Annotated in this window: 19 protein-coding genes and 1 pseudogene; 10 read left to right on the top strand and 10 right to left on the bottom strand. The window is 62.1% G+C overall.

Annotation, left to right across the window (positions count from 1 at the left end; genetic code table 11):
* Positions 1-34: 34 nt before the first annotated feature.
* The 3 genes from EKO19_RS34145 to EKO19_RS34135 form a co-directional block, all read right to left on the bottom strand.
* Positions 35-1,243, bottom strand: a complete 1,209-nt coding sequence (locus EKO19_RS34145; RefSeq protein WP_129781905.1) for a patatin-like phospholipase family protein — start codon at positions 1,241-1,243, stop codon at positions 35-37.
* Between the two features lie 9 nt (positions 1,244-1,252).
* A complete protein-coding gene (locus tag EKO19_RS34140) occupies positions 1,253-1,756 on the bottom strand; it encodes a phasin family protein (protein ID WP_129781904.1) in 504 nt (167 codons plus the stop codon).
* 116 nt (positions 1,757-1,872) lie between these two features.
* A complete protein-coding gene (locus EKO19_RS34135) occupies positions 1,873-3,312 on the bottom strand; it encodes a WS/DGAT/MGAT family O-acyltransferase (protein ID WP_129781903.1) in 1,440 nt (479 codons plus the stop codon).
* Positions 3,313-3,466: 154 nt separating this feature from the next.
* Here EKO19_RS34135 and EKO19_RS34130 point away from each other — a divergent pair, with 154 nt between their 5' ends.
* The gene (locus EKO19_RS34130) at positions 3,467-5,449 is read left to right on the top strand and encodes an SDR family oxidoreductase (RefSeq protein ID WP_129781902.1); all 1,983 of its coding nucleotides are present in this window, start codon (positions 3,467-3,469) and stop codon (positions 5,447-5,449) included.
* A gap of 16 nt (positions 5,450-5,465) precedes the next feature.
* Here EKO19_RS34130 and EKO19_RS34125 read toward each other — a convergent pair whose 3' ends face one another.
* Positions 5,466-6,272: a Clp protease/crotonase-like domain-containing protein gene (locus tag EKO19_RS34125; protein WP_129781901.1), complete on the bottom strand. Its 807-nt coding sequence runs from the start codon at positions 6,270-6,272 to the stop codon at positions 5,466-5,468.
* An 8-nt stretch (positions 6,273-6,280) separates the two neighbouring features.
* Positions 6,281-6,574: a hypothetical protein gene (locus tag EKO19_RS34120; protein ID WP_129781900.1), complete on the bottom strand. Its 294-nt coding sequence runs from the start codon at positions 6,572-6,574 to the stop codon at positions 6,281-6,283.
* Positions 6,575-6,686: 112 nt separating this feature from the next.
* Between EKO19_RS34120 and EKO19_RS34115 the strand changes: the two genes are divergently transcribed.
* The 7 genes and pseudogenes from EKO19_RS34115 to EKO19_RS38770 all read left to right on the top strand — a co-directional run bounded on the left by EKO19_RS34115 (position 6,687) and on the right by EKO19_RS38770 (position 13,524).
* Positions 6,687-7,676, top strand: coding sequence for a sugar phosphate nucleotidyltransferase (locus tag EKO19_RS34115; protein ID WP_129781899.1), 990 nt, complete (start codon positions 6,687-6,689; stop codon positions 7,674-7,676).
* 4 nt (positions 7,677-7,680) lie between these two features.
* A complete protein-coding gene (gene ftsH, locus EKO19_RS34110) occupies positions 7,681-9,594 on the top strand; it encodes an ATP-dependent zinc metalloprotease FtsH (RefSeq protein ID WP_129781898.1) in 1,914 nt (637 codons plus the stop codon).
* A 25-nt stretch (positions 9,595-9,619) separates the two neighbouring features.
* Positions 9,620-9,985 (top strand): hypothetical protein, encoded by a 366-nt coding sequence (locus EKO19_RS34105; RefSeq protein WP_129781897.1) that lies wholly within the window; start codon positions 9,620-9,622, stop codon positions 9,983-9,985.
* A 22-nt stretch (positions 9,986-10,007) separates the two neighbouring features.
* A complete protein-coding gene (locus tag EKO19_RS34100) occupies positions 10,008-10,472 on the top strand; it encodes a CDP-archaeol synthase (RefSeq protein WP_129781896.1) in 465 nt (154 codons plus the stop codon).
* Between the two features lie 303 nt (positions 10,473-10,775).
* Positions 10,776-11,813 carry a universal stress protein gene (locus EKO19_RS34095; protein ID WP_129781895.1) on the top strand — a complete coding sequence of 346 codons (1,038 nt, stop codon included), beginning with the start codon at positions 10,776-10,778 and terminating at the stop codon, positions 11,811-11,813.
* Between the two features lie 546 nt (positions 11,814-12,359).
* Positions 12,360-12,966, top strand: a pseudogene (locus EKO19_RS39675) (PEP/pyruvate-binding domain-containing protein); the annotation flags it as partial.
* Positions 12,967-13,011: 45 nt separating this feature from the next.
* Positions 13,012-13,524: a flavodoxin family protein gene (locus tag EKO19_RS38770; protein ID WP_175597277.1), complete on the top strand. Its 513-nt coding sequence runs from the start codon at positions 13,012-13,014 to the stop codon at positions 13,522-13,524.
* A 35-nt stretch (positions 13,525-13,559) separates the two neighbouring features.
* Here EKO19_RS38770 and EKO19_RS34085 read toward each other — a convergent pair whose 3' ends face one another.
* From EKO19_RS34085 to htpX, 3 genes are read right to left on the bottom strand one after another with little or no spacing between them, the layout of a single operon-like run.
* Positions 13,560-14,330, bottom strand: a complete 771-nt coding sequence (locus EKO19_RS34085) for an ABC transporter permease (protein ID WP_129781894.1) — start codon at positions 14,328-14,330, stop codon at positions 13,560-13,562.
* Positions 14,331-14,332: 2 nt separating this feature from the next.
* Positions 14,333-15,133 carry an ATP-binding cassette domain-containing protein gene (locus EKO19_RS34080; RefSeq protein WP_129781893.1) on the bottom strand — a complete coding sequence of 267 codons (801 nt, stop codon included), beginning with the start codon at positions 15,131-15,133 and terminating at the stop codon, positions 14,333-14,335.
* 15 nt (positions 15,134-15,148) lie between these two features.
* Entirely contained in the window at positions 15,149-16,063 is a 915-nt protein-coding gene (gene htpX, locus EKO19_RS34075; RefSeq protein ID WP_129781892.1) for a protease HtpX, read from the bottom strand.
* 192 nt (positions 16,064-16,255) lie between these two features.
* Here htpX and EKO19_RS34070 point away from each other — a divergent pair, with 192 nt between their 5' ends.
* The gene (locus EKO19_RS34070) at positions 16,256-17,188 is read left to right on the top strand and encodes a universal stress protein (RefSeq protein ID WP_129781891.1); all 933 of its coding nucleotides are present in this window, start codon (positions 16,256-16,258) and stop codon (positions 17,186-17,188) included.
* A gap of 25 nt (positions 17,189-17,213) precedes the next feature.
* Here the strand turns inward: EKO19_RS34070 and EKO19_RS34065 are convergent, their stop codons facing one another.
* A complete protein-coding gene (locus EKO19_RS34065; RefSeq protein ID WP_217705775.1) occupies positions 17,214-17,588 on the bottom strand; it encodes a hypothetical protein in 375 nt (124 codons plus the stop codon).
* A 56-nt stretch (positions 17,589-17,644) separates the two neighbouring features.
* Here EKO19_RS34065 and EKO19_RS34060 point away from each other — a divergent pair, with 56 nt between their 5' ends.
* Positions 17,645-18,334 (top strand): transposase, encoded by a 690-nt coding sequence (locus EKO19_RS34060; RefSeq protein ID WP_129781890.1) that lies wholly within the window; start codon positions 17,645-17,647, stop codon positions 18,332-18,334.
* A 7-nt stretch (positions 18,335-18,341) separates the two neighbouring features.
* Here the strand turns inward: EKO19_RS34060 and EKO19_RS34055 are convergent, their stop codons facing one another.
* Positions 18,342-19,223: an ABC transporter ATP-binding protein gene (locus tag EKO19_RS34055; RefSeq protein ID WP_217705774.1), complete on the bottom strand. Its 882-nt coding sequence runs from the start codon at positions 19,221-19,223 to the stop codon at positions 18,342-18,344.
* Between the last annotated feature and the right edge of the window lie 62 nt (positions 19,224-19,285).

Here is a 19,285-nt window from a genome sequence, read left to right as displayed (position 1 = left end):
GCGTAGTCGCTCAGTGGAACTGGCAACGATGGGGTCAGTGCGCTGTCAACCAGTGAGAGAGGCGATCGAGCGCGTGATGTAGATGGACGGTCGTTCCGGTGCCGAAATGGACGTCCGTGCTCGGAGCGAGCCAGCGTTGCGGGTCTCGCAAGCGTTCCATGCGCAGCCGGATGCCGTGCCGCTTCAGTACTGGGGCCAGAGCTGAAGTGTGTTGCAACAGATCCTGTCGAGTCTGCTGGTATGCGTGGCTTGCCAGGCGATAGCGCTCGGCGTAACGAAAGATATTGGCGAAGAACATGATCTTGTCGTCGCGATCCGGTTGAAACAGCAGCCGGTCGCTGTGGGGATAGCGCTCGCGGTATGCCGCCATGCCAATTTGCATGCGCGATTGAATCAGCGCCCGGAAAGTCTGATTCATGACGGTGATGAAGCCGCCCTCGGACAGATCGCTGTGGCGGGCGTGCGGCGATCCGGAGAACGTGACCAGGGGATTGACGGTGATCACCAGATCGGCGCCACTGTCGAGCACCAACGACGCATGCGCCGTGCGTAGCAAGGCGCCGTCGACCAGTGTGCGACCGGCGATGCGGACGGGTGTGTACAGCCCTGGCAAGGCGGTGCTTGCGCGAATGGCCTCGGAGATCGGCACGTGATCCAACCCGGGCTCGCCGAATCGCACTTCCTCGCCGGTGTTCAGATCGGTGGCGATGATCCTGAGCATCGCATCGAGCTTGCGGAAATCGTTGGTGTGTCCAGGCGAGCCCAGCAGCTCTCTGAGATACTGTTCGAAAGGGCGATTGTCGAATACGCCCGTGGGAATCGCCTCGGTCAGCGGGCTGAGCAATGCGGCCCAGTTCTGGCCCAGTGGATCCTTCGAAATATTTCTTGCGATTCGAGCCAGCAGTGAGGGAACACGGAGGGCGCGCTGCCAGTATTCGCCCAACGCCGGCCGCATCAATATGCCTGGCGTGAGCGGATGCACCTCGGCGCCGTCCTCCAGAAAAAACAGCTGAACCATCTGTCCGGTGTCGATGCCGTTGGCGAGCGCCGCGCCGATGATTGCGCCGGAACTCACCCCGACGTATGCATCCAGATGGCTCAGATCCAAACCAGCGGTGCAGTCCGCGAGCGCGTGCAGGCAGCCGAGCTGATAGAACGCGCCCAAGGGCCCGCCGCCAGCCAACGCCAACGCGATGCGCCGGTGGCTACCTCGCTTCCTGGCGGCGGGTTCCACTTGCAGCATGGACGTTGCTCAGACGGCAGCGCCTTGCTGGGCCGTGGCTGCGGCAGCCCCGGCTCTTTTGCGCCCACTGGCATTTCCCGATCTGGTCTGGGTGAGAGCCTGCACCGAGCGGTTCAGTTCATTGACTTTGCGGCTCAGCGCCTCGATCTCGTGCGATGTCGGTACACCGAGTTGTTGTAACGCCTTGAGAACGCGCGCCTGCAGAATCTCCTCGAGATTGCCCATGGTTTCCGCCGCTTTGCCACGCATGCCCGCGGTTCGGGCATCCAGCTTGGAACGCAACTCATTCAGCAGGTCGGCGCTGCGCTCCTGCACATTCTCTCGCGTGCTGTCCTGAAATTCGCTGCCTTCCATCACGAGAGCTTCGAACAGTTTCGGTCCTTCGCGCTGTGCGCGAGCGACGGCGCCCAGTCCAGCAAGCCAGATGTGTTGCCCGGTCTCGATGACATTTCCGAGTGCACCGCTCGGCTGGGCGGATGCGTGCTTGGACTTGCGCTTCTTTCGGGTGGCCATGATTCATCCTCCATAGAAAGTCGATCGTAGTTGGTTGCGCATGCAGCGGTGCAGGCAACGTAACCGAGTGTGCGAGCCTGTCCGTCGCCGAAGGTATAGCGAAAACCCGCGGGTGATTACGGAGTGGTCGCCGGGCGCGGAATCTCGGCGACCGCCGTTCCGGCCAGTACATGCAGCAGCAGCCGCTCAAACTCCCCAACGAAACGCGCCGCGATCTGTTCGGGATGGTCAATGAGGTTTCGATCCGCCATGACGCCGAAATGCACGCTGCCGTCGTAGGTGAGCAAGCTGACGCCAACACCGATGCTGCCGGCCTGCGGCACCCAGAAGAATTGTCGTTCGATGCGTGCACCGGCGACATACAGCGGTTCGCGGGGACCCGGTACGTTGGAGATGACCAGGCTTGCCTTGGTCGTGAACAATTCGATGGCTTGCTGTTCGACGATGCCCGGCAACAAGCCCATCGCGGTCAGCAGCCAGAACGCGACGCTGGCTTGCGAGGAATGTTTCAGGGCCTCCATGTCGCGGTGCACGGCATACAATCGGGCAAGTGGATGGCGCTCTCCGATCGGTAGGCTCGCGAACACCAGGCCGAACTCGTTGCCGAGGCGCGGCGGCTGATCGGGGGGGCGCAGATTGACCGGCACGAGTGCCTTCAGAGACATCGATTCGATCGCTGTTTCCTGATCTTCCAGATAGGCGCCCAGCGCACCGGCGACTGTCGCCAGTAGCACGTCGTTGATCGAAACACCGAGCGCATGCGCGACCGCTCTAACTTCGGCGAAGGACAAAGGCGCAGCCCAGGCCACCTGCTTGTGCCTGCTCAGCGCGCCTTTCAGCGGCGTCTGCGGATCTTGAGGCATCAATGCGATTTTCGCGAGCTCGCGCGTGGCGTCGGTGGCTCGTTGAACGAGGGTCGCCGCTTGTGCCGGGTGGGCGAGCGCTTGCAACGATGTGCTGACGATATCCGCAGTCGTTTCGATCGCTCGTTGCGCCATCGTTCCGGCGGAGTCCAGTGCTTTGGTGAGCGGTGCGAGCAGCGAAAGAGCCCCGCCGGGCGACTTGTCTCCAGCACCGTCGTGAGGCGGTGTCGGATCGTGTGGCACGCTACTGGTGAGTGACAACAGCACGCGCATGAGGGCAACACCGTCCGCGTAGCAATGGTGGACGCGGCCAATGATGGCGCTGCCTTTGCCAAAGCGCTCTACCAGGTGAAACTGCCACAGCGGCCGCGCGGGATTCAATGGCGTGCTGGCGAGCCTGCTGGCCGCCGCCTGCAACTGAGCCTCGTGTGCGCGCGGCGGAAGCTTCAAACGACGTAAATGCGCACCGAGCTGGAAAGAAGAGTCACGCTGCCAGTGGCCGCTGATTGCGTCGCAAACGGGCCGATCCAGAAAGCGGTCGAATGTCAGTAAACGTTGCGCGAGTACACTCTTCAGCCGGCCGTACGAGAGCGGCTCGCTCAGGATCAGAACGGCGACGATCACCATGGGATTGGTCGGGCGATCCATGCGCAGCCATGCCAGATCCACCGGGCCGATCGATTCGCCGGACATGATTCATGCCGCTCCTGATTCAGATATCTAACTGCCAAAGCGCGCCTCGCGTAAAGCGCGTCTGCCCCTGAGACATTACGGGCTAGTCCCGATGTTTGAAACGGCGCGAGGTTCTTAGCCTGCGATCACTGACTTCCTCCGCTCGCGGGGACTCATGGGTTGTTTCGTCACCGGCGCAACGGGCTTCATCGGCCGCTATCTCGTGCGAGAGCTGCTGGCGCGGGTGCCGGGGCCGGTGTACGTGCTGGTCCGATGGTCGGCGCTGGAAAAGCTCGATGAGCTGCGCCAGTGGTGGGGACCGCAAGCCTGCAGAGTCATTGCAGTAGAAGGGGATTTGCGCGACCCGGAGTTGGGTGTGTCGCCGGCCGGGCGGGCCCGGATCGGGCAGCCCATCGAACATTTTTTTCACCTCGGCGCCCTCTACGACATCGAAGCCGATGGCGAAGCATTACTGAGGGCGAACGTGGACGGTACGCGGCATGCGTTGGAGTTCGCGAGGGCGATGAGTACGCGGCACTTCCATCACTGCAGTTCCATCGCCGCGGCGGGTCTGTACGACGGTGTATTTACCGAGGACATGTTCGAGGAGGCTTGTCGTCTCGACCACCCCTACTTTCGCACCAAGCACGATGCGGAGGCATTGGTACGCCAACAAACACATCTGCCGTGGCGTATCTATCGGCCAGGCATGGTCATCGGCGATTCGCGTACCGGTCACATCACCAAAGTCGATGGCCCGTACTATTTCTTCAAGGCGCTGCAGATCATGCGGCGTCATGTGCCGTCCTGGCTGCCGACCATTGGCTTCGAAGGCGGGTACGTCAATCTTGTGCCTGTCGACTATGTGGCGGCGGCGCTGGTGCACCTGTCGCAGATACCGGATCAGGACTTCCGTTGCTTTCATCTGACCGATCCACAGCCACGTCATGCCGGCGAGATACTGAATCTGTTCGCGCGTGCCGGGCATGCGCCGTTGATGGGATTGCGCGTCGATACCGAGCTGCTTCGCTCGCTGCCCATCGATTTATCGTCGATTCTCGCTTCGTATGAGCCGGCCCGGGCAGTCGTCGATCAGCTGCTCGACGACCTGCAACTGCCTCGCAGCGTGTTGACGTTCGTCAATATGCCGACATTGTTCGACAACCGGCGCGCGCGCCTCTTGCTGGAAAATAGCGGCGTGCGCTTGCCGAGACTCGAGGAGTACGGCTGGCGGATCTGGGACTACTGGGAGCGTCGGCTGGATCCCGATCTCACCCTCGACCATAGCCTGAGGGGGAAGGTGGCGAAAAAACGGGTGTTGATCACGGGCGGCAGCTCTGGCATCGGCCGTGCGACGGCGCTGCGTCTGGCGGATGCTGGCGCCATTGTGATCATCGCGGCTCGCGATCCAACGCGTCTGGCCGAGACCGAAGCGGAGATTCGCTATCGCGGCGGAACGGCGCACACGTACGCTTGTGACATCACCGATGACAGCGCTTGCGACGGGTTCCTTCAGCGACTGCTCGCCGAGCACGGCGGCATCGATATTCTCATCAACAACGCCGGCCACTCGATCCGGCGCGCGATCGCAGCGTCCTATCAGCGTCAGCACGACTTCGAGCGCCTGATGAAGCTGAATTACTTCGCCGCTGTGCGCTTGACGCTGGCGTTGTTGCCGGGCATGGAGGCGCGAGGGCAGGGGCAGGTCGTGGTGATCTCATCCATCGGTGTGTTGAGCAATGCGCCGCGCTTCTCCGCTTACGCGGCGTCCAAAGCCGCTATCGAAACCTTCGCACGCTGTGCGGCCGCCGAGTACCGTGATCGAGGCGTGCGCTTCAGTGTCATCAACATGCCCTTGGTGCGTACCCCCATGATTGCGCCGACGACGGCATACGCAAAGTTACCGGCACTGACGCCTGAGCAAGCCGCCGAGCTGGTGGTGGATGCCATCGTGCATCAGTCGCCGCGCATCGTGAGTCGGCTGGGCATGTTCGCGAGATTGCTGGAGCTGTTTGCACCGACCATTGCCGACACAATCAACAGTGCCGCTTTCCGCATGTTCCCGGACTCGGCCGCGGCGCTGGGTACGAGCTGCGAGGCACCGCCTACGGAAGAAGCGGTGGCCTTTGCCAAGGTAATGAAGGGCCTGCATTGGTAGCAGCTGGCTATCGAGCTCAGGGCAGGCGAGGGTCGAAGCCGGGAAGGCGGTCGAGTGAAATGCGATAGACCAACAGGCCATCGCGGCTCGGCCATGGCTGCCATTCGGTAGCGTCGACGACCTTGATTCCGCGCACACCGAGCTTGGCCAGATCGTCCAGCGATAGATCCCAGCCGGAATAGTCATGGTCGTTGGCGAGCAGCTCATGCTCGAACAGATGGCCGAGCACCGTAATGCGCTCATCGACGCCGATGCGTGCGAAGAACCGTGTCTCACGCGCGAGCAACTCGAGTCGCGATTCATCCAACTGCAGTATAAGTTTTTCCCGTGGACGCTCGGCAAGCACCGCTTCGCGCGCTTCCGGCTCGAGCTGGCCGAGCATGTCATCTAGCAGATGTTCCAGCTCGGCCCGATCGATCGGCTGCATGGTACCGCCGTGCCACATGAGTGAAGCGTGAGATGCAAGCAGCTTGGCGTGCCCGGCGAGGAAGATGTAGTTGGCGCAGCTCGAATAGCAGTGCGAATCGACCTGGACATCCATGTCATGGTCGAGCATCCAGTTGCCCAGCTCCATCGCCGCCGCCGCGCCGCCGCCGTCGCTTTCGATGACGAGGGTGGTTGGTTTGGGCGAAGCTTCGTCGTACAGCTCGTACACGCCGTCGTTCGCCTCGGAGGTAATGAGCCCGCGATATTCGATGCAGCACTCGGTGAGCCGAACTTTGGTGACGATGCGCATGTCGGTCGATTCGGCATGGGCACCGCCGGCGAACAAGGGTAGCGGGAGTAGCCAGGGAAGTACCGCACGCCAGTGACCGATCGCCATATCGTCACCTAGATCCAGCCGATCGCCCATCGCAGCCGACGCCGAATCCGGGACGCCAGAGCGAGCTCGGCATTGATCATCGGCGTGCCGAGCAGCGTCGGGTCCATGCACTCGATGAATACCGGGCCGTGATCCACACGGCGCACGACGACGTTGCAGCTTGTCGTTGGTAGAGGCGCTCGCGCAGCCACACAGGCTCTGCACAGCGCGTCCACGACGCGGTCCAAGGGAGCTTTGGGGGCGAACAGCAGCATGGAAATACTCTGCGCCACTGCGGCGAGCGCGGCCAGCGCCGAACCCACGCAGCCACTCCGGTGTACTACGTAACGTCCCAGGGCCGTTCACGGCTGTTGAAGGGCGCGGGAGCTGACAATCTCTCTGTAACCACGACCGCGCGAACGCAGGGGAACTTCAATGTCACTACAGCGCTGGGAAACCCATTGGGACGCCGGACACAACTGGGCGTTGATTCTGGCCGGGGGCGAGGGGACTCGCCTGCAAGCGTTGACCCGAATGGCGTCGGGAATCGCAGTACCCAAGCAATTCTGTTCGCTCGGTCACAGCGGCTCGCTGTTGCACGACGCCGTGACCCGCGCGAGCCTGGTCGGTTCACCTGAACAGACCATGATCGCCGTTTCCGAGCATCACCGTCGCTGGTGGCAGAACCTCGACCTGCCGATACCCGGCCGCAATCTGATCAGCCAGCCGAGCAATCGCGGCACGGCGCCGGGAATTCTCTTGCCCTTGTTGCGGATCCTGCATCGGGATCCGGAAGCCAGCATTCTGTTATTGCCATCGGATCACTACGTCAGCAACGAGTTGGTGCTGGCGGCCAGCCTGCGCGAGGCGATGAGCGAAGTCGTTCGAACTCCCGAAAGCATGCTGCTACTGGGAATGACGGCCGAGGAGGCAGACCCAGAGCTGGGCTATATCGTGGCCGAAGGTGCTGGAGATGTAGCCGCGGTTCGTGACTTCGTCGAGAAACCCGACGCCGCCACTGCTCGCGCTCTGATCGCCCGAGGAGGTGTATGGAACTCATTCATCTTCGCGGTCAATGGCCAGCACCTGCTGCGTCGTTTCGAGCGGACCTGCCCCGATCTCGTTGGGGAGATGCGGCATATCGTGACTCGAACGCCGGCGGCGGCACAGGCATATCGACTCGCCGAGCTGTACGCACGCTCAGCGACGATCGATTTCTCGCGAGACATCCTGCAACGGGATCCTGATTCTCTACGCGTGCTCAAAGTGCCGGCGTGCGGTTGGAGCGACCTCGGTACGCCGCGTCGGGTCATCGAGACCGTGCGCAAGATCAAGTCGCAAGCGGCCGAGTTTGCTTCGCACGCCGAGCCATCGGCATTCTTGAACCTGGCTGGCCGAATGCCGGCGATGTGCGCTGCCGGTTGAGATCATGGCCGACCCGTCAACGAAGCGGCCGCAAAGTGGCTATGGCTGGCTCGGCTTGGCGTTGCTGACCGTGCTCGTGATGCAGCTGTGGTTCGCTCAGCACGCCACGGTGACGCTCGACTACAGTGATTTCAAAGTATTGCTGGGCTCGGGGCTGATCGCCAACGTTGAAATAACCGAGGACACGGTCGAGGGCACGCTGACTATTCCGGCGGATCCTTCGCAACTGCCCGATGCCGTGAAGGAGCAACTCCAGCGCGCTCAGCACGAGAAGACCGTCGAGTTCAGCACCGTCCGGGTCGACGATCCCACGCTGTATCAGAACCTGACCGCGGCCAAGGTCCATTTCGGCGGCGCCCGCGAGAGCAAGTGGCTCGTCATGTTGCTGTCGTGGCTTGCGCCGGCAGTGATCTTCGCAGCGGTGTGGTTCTTCTTTATCGGAAAACTCGGTGCGCGAGGCGCGGGCGATCTCATCGGCGTCGGCAAAAGCAAGGCCAAGTTGTTCGTGCAGAAGAACGTCGGCGTCCGATTCTCGGATGTGGAAGGCATCGATGAGGCCAAGGCCGAGCTGATGGAAGTCGTGCAGTTCCTGCGCGATCCCAATCGATACACCAAGCTGGGCGGACATATCCCGAAAGGCATTCTGATCGTCGGTGCGCCGGGGACGGGCAAGACACTGCTGGCCAAAGCTGTGGCGGGCGAGGCGAACGTTCCTTTTCTCCTCATCAGCGGCTCGGAATTCGTCGAGATGTTCGTGGGCGTGGGTGCGGCACGTGTGCGCGATCTGTTTCATCAAGCCAGCGAGCTTGCTCCCTGCATCATCTTCATCGATGAGCTCGATGCGTTGGGAAGAGCGCGTGGCGTCAATGGCTTCAGCTCGCACGAGGAGCGCGAACAGACGCTCAACCAATTGCTGGTCGAGATGGATGGCTTCGAGACCAATCGCGGTGTGATCATCATGGCGGCGACCAACCGTCCGGAAATTCTCGATCCCGCGTTGCTGCGGCCCGGACGGTTCGATCGCCATGTCGCGATCGACCGGCCGGACATTCGCGGCCGCGAAAAAATCCTGCGCCTGCATGCCAAGCGGCTGGTGCTCGGCGCCGATGTGGATCTGGCCATGGTTGCAGGCAAAACGCCGGGTACCGCCGGCGCCGACCTCGCGAATATCGTCAACGAGGCGGCGTTGCATGCGGCGAGGGAGGGTAAGTCCGCCGTCGCCATGAGCGATTTCGACGCGGCTATCGATCGCGCGATTGCCGGCTTGGAAAAGCGCGGCCGTGTGATGAATCCCAAGGAGAAAGAAACGGTGGCTTACCACGAAGCCGGTCACGCATTGATTGCCGAGCTGCGTGCCACGACGGATAAAGTCTCCCGCGTCTCGATCATCCCGCGCGGCATCGGTGCATTGGGATTCACGCAGCAATTGCCGACGGAAGATCGTTATTTGATGAAGCGCGGTGAGTTGCTCGACCGGCTCGACGTGCTGCTCGGTGGCCGTGTCGCCGAGGAGTTGGTGTTCGGTGAGGTCTCCACCGGCGCGAGCAATGACTTGCAGCGCGCGACGGATCTCGTCAGGCACATGGTCACTCAGTACGGCATGACCGAGACGCTCGGGCCGGCGGTATTCGAAACCAGGACGCACGGTAGCTATTTGAATGACGCCGGATTGCCCGTCGCGAGGGAATTCAGCGAGGAGACGGCGCGCCAGATCGACTCCCAGATCCAGCAGCTGCTGCTGCAGGCGGAAGCTCGGGTTCGCGACACCCTTGCTGCGAACCGGTCGGCGTTGAACGCGCTCGCGCAGCTGTTGTTGACGCATGAAACCGTCGAGCGCGAGGCGCTCACGAAGATCCTGCATGAGACGCAGCGCTCGCGACCGGTCCCGACGACGGCGGAGCGGGCCGCCATTGCCTGAGCGCATATTTGCGCCGACGATCTGTGTGCTCAAAGCCGATGACAAGACTGGTTTTCAACGGCCGGCGCCGACAGCGCAAGTCGTCGGTTCCAGTCGATGGCTGACGTCGGGCTGCTTCGTCGAATCATTGCTCACCGAATTGACCATCGCGAGCTTGGTGCGCACACGCCGACCATTCTTCAAGAGCAGGCCGGGCACTGTACTGCTCGTTTCGACACTCATTCTGGCGGCACTGACAGCGGCCATTCCCTGCCTTGCGTTCGTTGCCGCTGTGAGCTTCGTGCCGATCACGCACACCGTAGTCGGCACATTGATGATTGTCACCCTCGCGTACGTCATGGCCGCGGAGCTCACCGGATCCTCGCTCTATCGAGGAACCAGGACAGTCTGAGGTTTCTTATCTACGGCATCTCATGCTCATCGGAATCGAAGCCCTCCAAGCCTTTGCGTTGCTCGTCGCGGCGAACGCCACTCCCGTCGTCGTTGCAAAGCTGGCGAGGTGGCGCTGGGCATGGCCGCTCGACTTCGGCTATGTACTGCGTGACGGCGAGCGACTGTTCGGCGCTCACAAAACCTGGCGGGGTCTCGTTGCCGGTACGCTTGCAAGCACGTTGGCCGCTTGGTCGATGGGGCTGCCGCCGTGGGTCGGCGCCGGCTTTGGCGTCGCTGCTCTCATCGCCGATGTGTTGTCGAGCGCGGTCAAGCGTCGTTTGAAGTTGCGGCCGGGCACAGAGACCGTAGGACTCGATCAACTGGGAGAGGCTTTGCTGCCGCTGCTGCTTTTCTCGCGATTCTTATCGTTGGACGCAGCGGAAGTCGTCACTGTGACGGTCGTCTTTGCCGCGCTGGATATCGCGTTAGCACAGCTGCGTCACTAGCCGCCCACCTCAACCCCAAACAGCACGAGCAGGGCTCGTAGCAATCGTTCGCGATGCCGTTCCATGGGGGCGTGCCGCATCTGCGTAAGGGGAGTGGCCACACGGGCAACGTAGTCTTTGTCACATCGCCAGAACATTCAGCGAATGTGCTCAGTTCCTGCGTGGTTCCCCGGGCTCGCGCGGGTGCTCGTGAACCGTGTGGACCGAGACCAAATAGGCGGGTCTCCTTAATTCAATTTTCAAGCACGTTGCTACGCTTTGGGTCGTGTGGAAGTCGCCATTACTCGCACCGGAGGCAGCAACATGAACAGGACGTGGAATAGCCGGCCGATTCTCGTCGCGGTACGCGCGCCCGCCATTGCGGCCCGTCCGATCCTGCGTAAGGCGGCGGCGCTTGCGAAGTTGTACCAGGCGCCGCTCAGGTTCGTGCACGTGCTCCCGATTCCGCAAAGCTCACTGGCGCGAGCGAGCGCCACGATTCGAGAGGCGGCCGAGGCCGATCTCGAGGACCGCATTTCGCAGCTGAAGAGGTTAGGGGAGCTGGCGGTCCTGCGGGGCCTGCCGGTGAGCACGGCGGTGCGCCGTGACTATCCCGTCCAGGATGCGCTGATCAGAGAAGCCATGGAATCCGACGCCCGAATGCTACTGATGGAATCCAATGGGCACGGCCGGTTCACCCGACTATTCCTGAGCAACATGGATTGGGAGCTGATCCGCAACTGCCCGTGTCCGCTCTGGCTGAGCAAGTCGGTGAAATTCGATCCACGTGCGCCGGTGCTGGCCGCGGTGGACCCGCTGCATTCGCATGCGAAGCCCGCGATGCTCGACGACATCGTAGTCGCCAACGCCATCGAGGCCACGGGCGCGCGCGCCGACAAGGTCATGCTATGTCATGCGTTCGATGTGCGGGAGCCGGCCCTGATCGATAGCCCGGAGGCGTACTGGTTTGCGATGTCGCAGGAAGATCAACGCGCTCACCAGCAGGATCTCGAGCAAGGCATCGCCAGACTGCAGAGGAACGCAGATATTCCAGCCGAGAACTCGGTGGTCGTGCGCGGCGACCCAGCCATTCAGCTGCCGCGACTCGCCAAGAAATACGGTGCCAGCATCGTCGTGATGGGCGCGGTCTCGCGCCGCGGACTGAAGCGAGTGTTCATCGGCAATACCGCCGAGCGTGTGCTCGATAAGCTCCCGTGTGACGTGCTTGTCGTCAAACCGCGTGGCTTCCAGAGTCCCGTCGATCGTCGGACTTATCGCGACCGTACCGAGCGGCCGCGCCGACACCTCCTTACGTCACGGCGGCGGCAATCCGGCGGTGATATCACCCACGTCGCTCATTAGAGGGTTACATGATGACTTCGGACAGTTCACATATCCGAGGACTCTGGCGAAAGGTGATGAGAACATATGCCGCCCGACGAGCACACGTCATGCGCGGTTCCTTGATCGCCCGTCGCGGCAGTTCCGATGCATTGCGTGACGGCACTCATCGAAGTCTTTATCCGAACGCAGGCACGCCGTGCTCATGAGTGACTCTCCAATGACGCCGCGATGTGACCGGTGGAACGATCTTCGACGCGCAACGGCTGAACACTGGCCGGGCGGCTCATCCTGCCGACGGCGCAGACTGCCGACGGCGCAGACTGGGGGAAACATTGGAAGATATCCGAACATGACGGGTATCTTCCTTCTTTGTGATTTGACCGTATGCTGGTCGGGCATGACGCAACATCCGCGAAACAAGAACAGGTTTGCGTACCTTTCCTGAGCTGGGGGACAGGCCGCAGGAATCACCGAGCGACTACGCGGACCTCGGTAGAGAGGCAAATAGCGGCGTGCGGCAGACTGCGCTCTATTCGCGCTTGCGCAAATTCTGCGGAGGTCGCCATGGCCGCTCAGCTGACTGACACCCGGTTTGTCGTTTGGTTGGAGGATCTGGGCAGGGATGACGTGCCGCTGGTGGGTGGCAAGAACGCCTCGCTCGGTGAGATGGTGCGACGCCTGAAATCCAAAGGCGTGCTTGTCCCGCCCGGGTTCGCCACCACCTCGGCGGCCTATCGAATGTATGTAGAAGCAAACGGCATTGCGCGATCTCTTGCGCGGCGACTCGAGGCGCTGGCAGGTGGCAAGGCAAGTCTGCATGAGACGGGTGAAGCCGTGCGCCGGCTATTCCTCGATGGCGAGTTCCCCGCTGACATTGCTGCCGCCATTTGCGAGGCGTACCGGAAACTGTCGGGCGCGACGGAGGCGAGTGTTGCCGTGCGCTCGAGTGCCACAGCCGAAGACCTTCCTGACGCCAGCCTCGCCGGGCAGCAGGGAAACGTTTCTAAATGTGCACGGCGAGCGCGAGTTACTCGATGCGTGCCGGCGCTGCTACGCCTCGTTGTTCACGGACCGGGCGATCTCCTATCGCCAGACGAAGGGATTCGATCACCTGCGAGTCGCGCTATCCATCGGCGTTCAGCGCATGGTCCGGTCCCCGACAGCTTCGTCGCGACCGCCAGGGAAGTGGCGCGCGTCGAACAGCGGAGGTGATGTCATGGACGCGACCAAACGTGTATTGGTGGTCTACTACTCTCTGAGCGGCAACACAGCGCGGGTTGCCCGCGATCTCGCCACTCGCCTCGGGGCTGATATCGAGAGTATTCGTGACCTGAGCCACGGCGCCGGCGGTCTATCGAAAGTGTCGGCCGCATTCGATGCGTGGAGGAAAGCGCCAGCGAAGATCGGGACGCCTCAGCTCGATCCCGCCAGGTATCCATTGATGATCGTGGGCACGCCGGTCTGGATGTGGCGGATGACACCGGCGATTCGCGGCTATCTCAATCGGATGAGCGATCGCATTCATAGCGTGGCGTTCTTCGTTACCTCCGGCGATACCGACGTTGGGAAGTTGCAGCCAGCGCTCGAAGTGGCAGCGGGCCACAGGGCGGTCGCTGCGGCGGGGTTCAATGCGAAGGAACTGGCGGACGCGGTCGCCTACGAAACGAAGCTTGCGACATTTGTGGATGAAATCACGCACTCGTCCGGATCGCCGCGCCGGGCTGCGTAGCCGCGCGGCGAGTCGGCTATGAAGGGCGCCGCCGACTATTGCGCGAGTCTCGGATAGATTCTGACGGTCACGAGCACCAGTGCCGCGAAGACCACGGCGAGCACGGCGCAGTCGACCGCGAGGCCGTAAACGCTTTGTTCGCCCTGGACCATCAAGCCTCGAAGCGCATCGACCAGATAGGTCAGCGGATTGAGTTTCGCGACCCGGCGGAGCCATTCTGGCATCAGCGACAACGGATAGATCGCGTTGCTGGCGAAGAACAGCGGCATGGTCAGCACTTGACCTATGCCCATGAAACGTTCGCGCGTTTTCACGATACACGCCATTGCCAGCGAGAAGGTCGAGAAGATGGCCGATCCCAGTGCGACGATACAGAGCACTCCGACGATTGCACCGATCTCCCAGCGAATCGGCACTCGCAACACGAGCGCGATGATGTAAACCAGGATCGCCTGCGCCACACCACGAAAATCGGCGGAGACTGCTTTGCCGATCACCAGAGCGGTTCGGCTGGCGGGACTGACGAGCAGCTTGTGCACGATGCCCAAGTCGCGCTCCCAGATGACGGCGATGCCGTAGAAGATGGCGCTGAACAGAACGCTCTGCGCGAGGATGCCGGGTGTCATGAAGGCGAGATAACCGGCGCGCCCGGTTTCGATGCCGCGAGCGTGACTCAATACCTGTCCGAACACGGCCAGCCACAGCACCGGCTGGATGGCCCGCGATATCAATTCCGTCGGGTCGCGCATCAGCTTCCGGAACTCCACGGCGCCGATCGCGAACACCTCGAGCGCGAACTGGTGCATGTTTACTCCAATCGCTGAGCTGCGCGACGTGTTTGGTCGGTATCGCGTAGACGACCACTTTGATCCATCGTGCCGCTATAGTGCGCGAAGACATCATCGAGCGTCGCCCTGCTGCTCAGTGCGGCTTTCAGCGTAGTGGGCGATCCATGCGCCGCGAGCTTGCCGGCATGCAAGATGGCGAGATCGCCGCACAGATGATCGGCTTCTTCCATGTCGTGCGTGGTCAGCAGAATGGTCATGCCGAATCTGGCATTCAGATCCCGCAGGCGCTGCCACACGAGGTGCCGGGCCACCGGGTCGAGGCCGATGGTCGGTTCATCCAAGAACAGCACTGCCGGTCGATGCAACATGCTTTGCGCGAGTTCCAGCCGGCGCACCATTCCGCCGGAGTAAGTCTTCACCAGTCGGTTGCGGGCCTCGTTCAAGCCCATGAAGCCGAGTGCGTCGGCGATGCGAGTCGCCAGCTCAGCGCGAGGGACGGCGTAGAGCCTGGCGGACAGCAAGAGGTTTTCGTAGCCGGTGAGCGCGCCGTCGGCGGACAGCATTTGCGGCACATAGCCGATGCGGCGTCGGACCTCGTGTGGTGCCGAGACGATGTCGAAGCCGGCCACGGTGGCTGATCCGGAAGTGGGTGCGAGCAGCGTCGTGAGCATCTTGACCATCGTGGTCTTGCCTGCGCCGTTGCCGCCCAGCAGGCCGAAGATCGCTCCGGAGGCCACCCGCAGCTCGACACCGTCGACGGCGACGATGTCGTCGAATCGACGGGTCAGTCGGCGGGTGTCGATCGCGTATGGATTGGCCACGGCGCCGTTGCCGGCCTACTGCGGCATCATCGACAGCCCGCTGTATCGAGCGCTTCGCAACGCGGCGATGCGCTCCGAAATCGGCGGATGACTCATGAACAAACGTTGCAAGCCTCGTGCGACGTCGCCGTCGATGCCGAAGGCCTTGAACTGACCGGGCAGGATCGCGCCTGACTGCGATTCCAGGCGCTCGAGTGCGCCGATCATGCTCGAGGTGCCGGTCAACTCCGCGCCGCCCGCATCAGCACGAAACTCTCGCTGCCGCGAGAACCACATCACGACGATGTTGGCCAGCAGTCCAAGTGCAATTTGCAGCACCATGACGATCAGGAAATAGAACGGCCCCGGTCCACGCCGTTGATCTTGCGAGCCGCCTCGGAGCGCGCCGTCGATGAGCGAGCCGATGGCGCGTGAGAGGAATATGACGAACGTGTTGACGACGCCCTGAATCAGCGCGAGCGTCACCATATCGCCATTGGCGACGTGTGTGATCTCATGGCCGAGCACCGCCTCGGCTTCATCCTGGGACATGCCGCGCAAGAGCCCCGTGCTAACGGCAACGAGTGCGCTGTTTCGTCGTGCACCGGTCGCGAATGCATTCATCTCCGGCGCATCGAAGACTCCCACTTCAGGCATACCGATGCCAACGCGTTGCGCATGCGAACGTACTGTATCGACGAGCCACTGTTCCGCGCCGTCTCGAGGTGTTTCGATGATACGCACCCCCATCAAGTGCTTCGCGGACCATTTCGAAATGGCGAGTGAGATGAACGAGCCGACGAAGCCGATCACTGCGGCCATCACTAGCAGGCTGCCCATGTCGATGCCCTGTCGCGCCAATGCGAGATCGAGGCCGAACAGCCTCGCCACAATCGACAACAAGACCAGCACGGCGAGATTGGTGAGGACGAACAGCGCGATGCGTTTCATCGAATCATCCCCGGAACGATGGGTTCCACAATACGCTAGTGAACGGCAGGTGCGGCGGCCATCGGAGGATTTGCGGAGCGGCTACGCAATGTCGGCAGGGACAGCCACAGGCCGTTCAGGGGGAGCCCTCATGTCGTCGCCTACGCGGCTGCTCAAGAATCGGCAACGAGTTCAGGGTTCGAGGATTCGCTCATGGCGCGTTGGAATTGCCTGATGATCGCGGTGGCAGATCTCGATCGCTCCGCCAGCCGGCTTCTTGCCAAAGCTTCGCAACTGGCGCAAAGAGTTGGCGCCTCGTTGCACGTGGTACATATATTCAGCCATCCGCACCTGCCTTCGGGAAAGCGCCGCGCGGAGCGGATCGGCGCCGTCGTCGAACCACTGCAAGCGCAGTTGGATCGGCTGGTGCAGCGGCTACGTCGCTCTGGTGTCCCGGTCACTGCTTCGGTGGTTTGGGATTATCCGGCGGGGGAAGCGCTGGTGAGACAGGTCCTCGAGCATCGGCCTGATATGCTCATCATTCAAGCGGCTCCGCGCAATCGTGTCGAGCGATGGCTGCTGACGAACACCGATTGGGAATTGATTCGCGAGTGTCCGTGCCCGCTTTGGATCAGCCGCTCGGCGTCGCTACCGGCCCGACCGACCGTGATGGCGGCGGTCGATCCTTCGCATGCGCACGCGAAATCGGCTCGCTTGGATAAAGAGATCGTGTCCGCGGCGGGCGATTTCGCTGACGCGCTTCAGGGGCGGCTAGGCATTTGTTATGTATATCCGTTGCCCTTCACGGCCGTGCCGGTTCCAGGCACCCCCGTTGTGGTTCCGCTCACCGCACAGGAGGAGCGTGAATTGCGATCAAAGGCGGAGGGTGCCGTGGAGCGGCTGCTTGGCGCGAGGCAGGTGATGCGCAAGGATCGAACGCTCGTGCCAGGCGAACCGGGACAGTTACTCCCCGCGATCGCCAAGCGATGGCGTGCAAACGTGTTTGTGATGGGGGCGGTCTCACGCAGCGGCCTCAAGCGTGCTTTCATCGGCAATACCGCCGAACGCATCCTCGATACGCTCGATTGTGACGTGCTGGTCGTCAAACCGCGTTCGTTCAAGACGCGGGTGCGCTCCGCGCCTTGATCCCTTTGACCGGGCAGTGGCAAGCCTATTCGAGGTAGGGCGCAAGATCTCGATAGTGGGCTTTCATGCTTCGGATCTTGGCATCGCAGGAATGAATACGATGCAGCGCCCGGACCACGAGAAAGATGCCGAGCAACGTCAAGGCCGCGCTGATTGCCAGCAACGCCACCAGCATCGGAAGAACGCGCGCCGCTTCGTATAGATGCGAAGTGGCGATCAACAGGCTCAGCACCGAAAGCGGCAATGCGAATATGGCGATGCCCGTGCGCAGTAACGACAACGCCGTGCGCTTTTCGGCCAGCACCAATTCGATCTCACGAATCACCATGCCGAGTCGGGCATCTGGCAGCGAAGCAGGCGGGCCTTCCGGGGACGCCGGGAATGGGTGTCTGAGAGGCAAGCGGCATTCTCCGTGAGCTGAAGCGCACCGTGTTGGCTGGTGCATCGATTTCGCACGTGAGCAACGATGCAGGCCACGAGGAAATGCCCTCAACGGCTACGTACCGACCGCCCGATGGTTCAGTCGAGGCTGAAACTGTGCCCATCATTCGCAGGCACCGACCGCTGCCCGACTGGAGCAAGGTGCGTGAGGAGCGGGCTCGACGCGATCATCACGTGACGTTGGCGCTGCTGTGGACCGAATACAAAGCCGAGCATCCGGACGGCTATCAATACTCGCAGTTCGTCGACTTGTATCGACGCTTTGAGAAGAAGCTCTCCGTCGTCCTGCGCCAACGCCATCGCGCCGGTGAGAAAGTGTTCGTCGACTTCTGCGACGGCATCGCGATGATCGCTCCGGACTCGGGCGAGCTGGTTCGGACACAGTTGTTTGTACGGGCCCTGGGCGCGAGCTCGTACACCTTCGCGATCGCCACGTTGTCACAGGCGCTACCGGTGCGGCTCGACTGTCACGTTCGAATGTATGAATCGATGGGCGGTGTTGCTGCGCTCACGATCCCGACAACTTACGTAGTGCGGTCTCGCGCCCGAAACGCGGGCCTGACGCGTCCGGCTCGTCTGCTGCGCTCGGCCATCGTGCTGAAGCCATTGGCGCTCGTGTCATTCAACCGCGCCTTGGTGAATCGAAAGTACCGCCTGCTCCGGGCTGGGGCTGCGGTCCCTGTCCAACGATCTCTCTTTATCTGACGCTCGCTCAGTCCTCGTGCAGAACGCCGAGGGACTCGAACACGGACGTGACCGTCTGTATATCGCGCAGGAACTCGGGCGATTCACGCACGGACAGTCGTCGGGGACGTGGCAGATCGATCGGAACGATAGTTTCGATCTTGCCGGGCCGCGGCGACATTACAACCACGCGGTCGCTCAGGAACACCGCCTCGACGATGGAATGAGTGATGAACAGAACCGTGATCCGATGATTGGCGCACAGGCGCAGCAGGTCGATCTGCAGCTGATCGCGGGTGAGTGCGTCCAGTGCCCCGAAAGGTTCGTCCATCACCAGCAGCGAGGGGTTGTGTAACAGCGCGCGGCAGATCGAAACACGCTGACGCATGCCGCCGGACAGTTCGTGCGGATACGCGTTGGCGAACTTCTCCAATCCCACCATGGCCAGCAGGCGGTGCGCCTGTTCGAGCGATGCCTGCCGGTCGAGCTTGCGGATTTCCGCTTGCAACATGATGTTCTCGAGTGCCGTGCGCCATTCGAGCAGCACGTCCTGCTGGAATACGATGCCGAGCCGCTCGGCCGGCCCCTGGACGTCGATGCCGTCGATGCTCAGCGTGCCTGTGGTGGGGGACTCCAGGCCCGCAAGCATCATCATGAGCGTGCTCTTGCCGCAGCCGCTCGGGCCGATGACCGAAACGAATTCCCCTTTGGCGATGTCCAGGTTGACCGGATCGAGCGCGCGCAGGCGACCGCGCGCGGTGTCGAACTCCTTGGAAGCGTTCTGGATGCGGATCATCGGGGACTCTTGCGCTGGCACACTGCCGATGTCGAGCCGTCGTTGCATGGACTCGACCTGATCTCCACCGAGCATGCCCCGCTCGCCGGGGTATTCGCCGTTGTCGTCGCTCACTAACTTGCCTCACCGCGCTTGCCAAAGGCTACATACCATTGGTATACCATAAAGCGACGGCC

The organism is Peristeroidobacter soli, from assembly GCF_004138485.1.
Taxonomy (GTDB): Bacteria; Pseudomonadota; Gammaproteobacteria; order Steroidobacterales; family Steroidobacteraceae; genus Steroidobacter; species Steroidobacter soli.
This window is presented reverse-complemented; position numbering and strand designations above follow the sequence as displayed.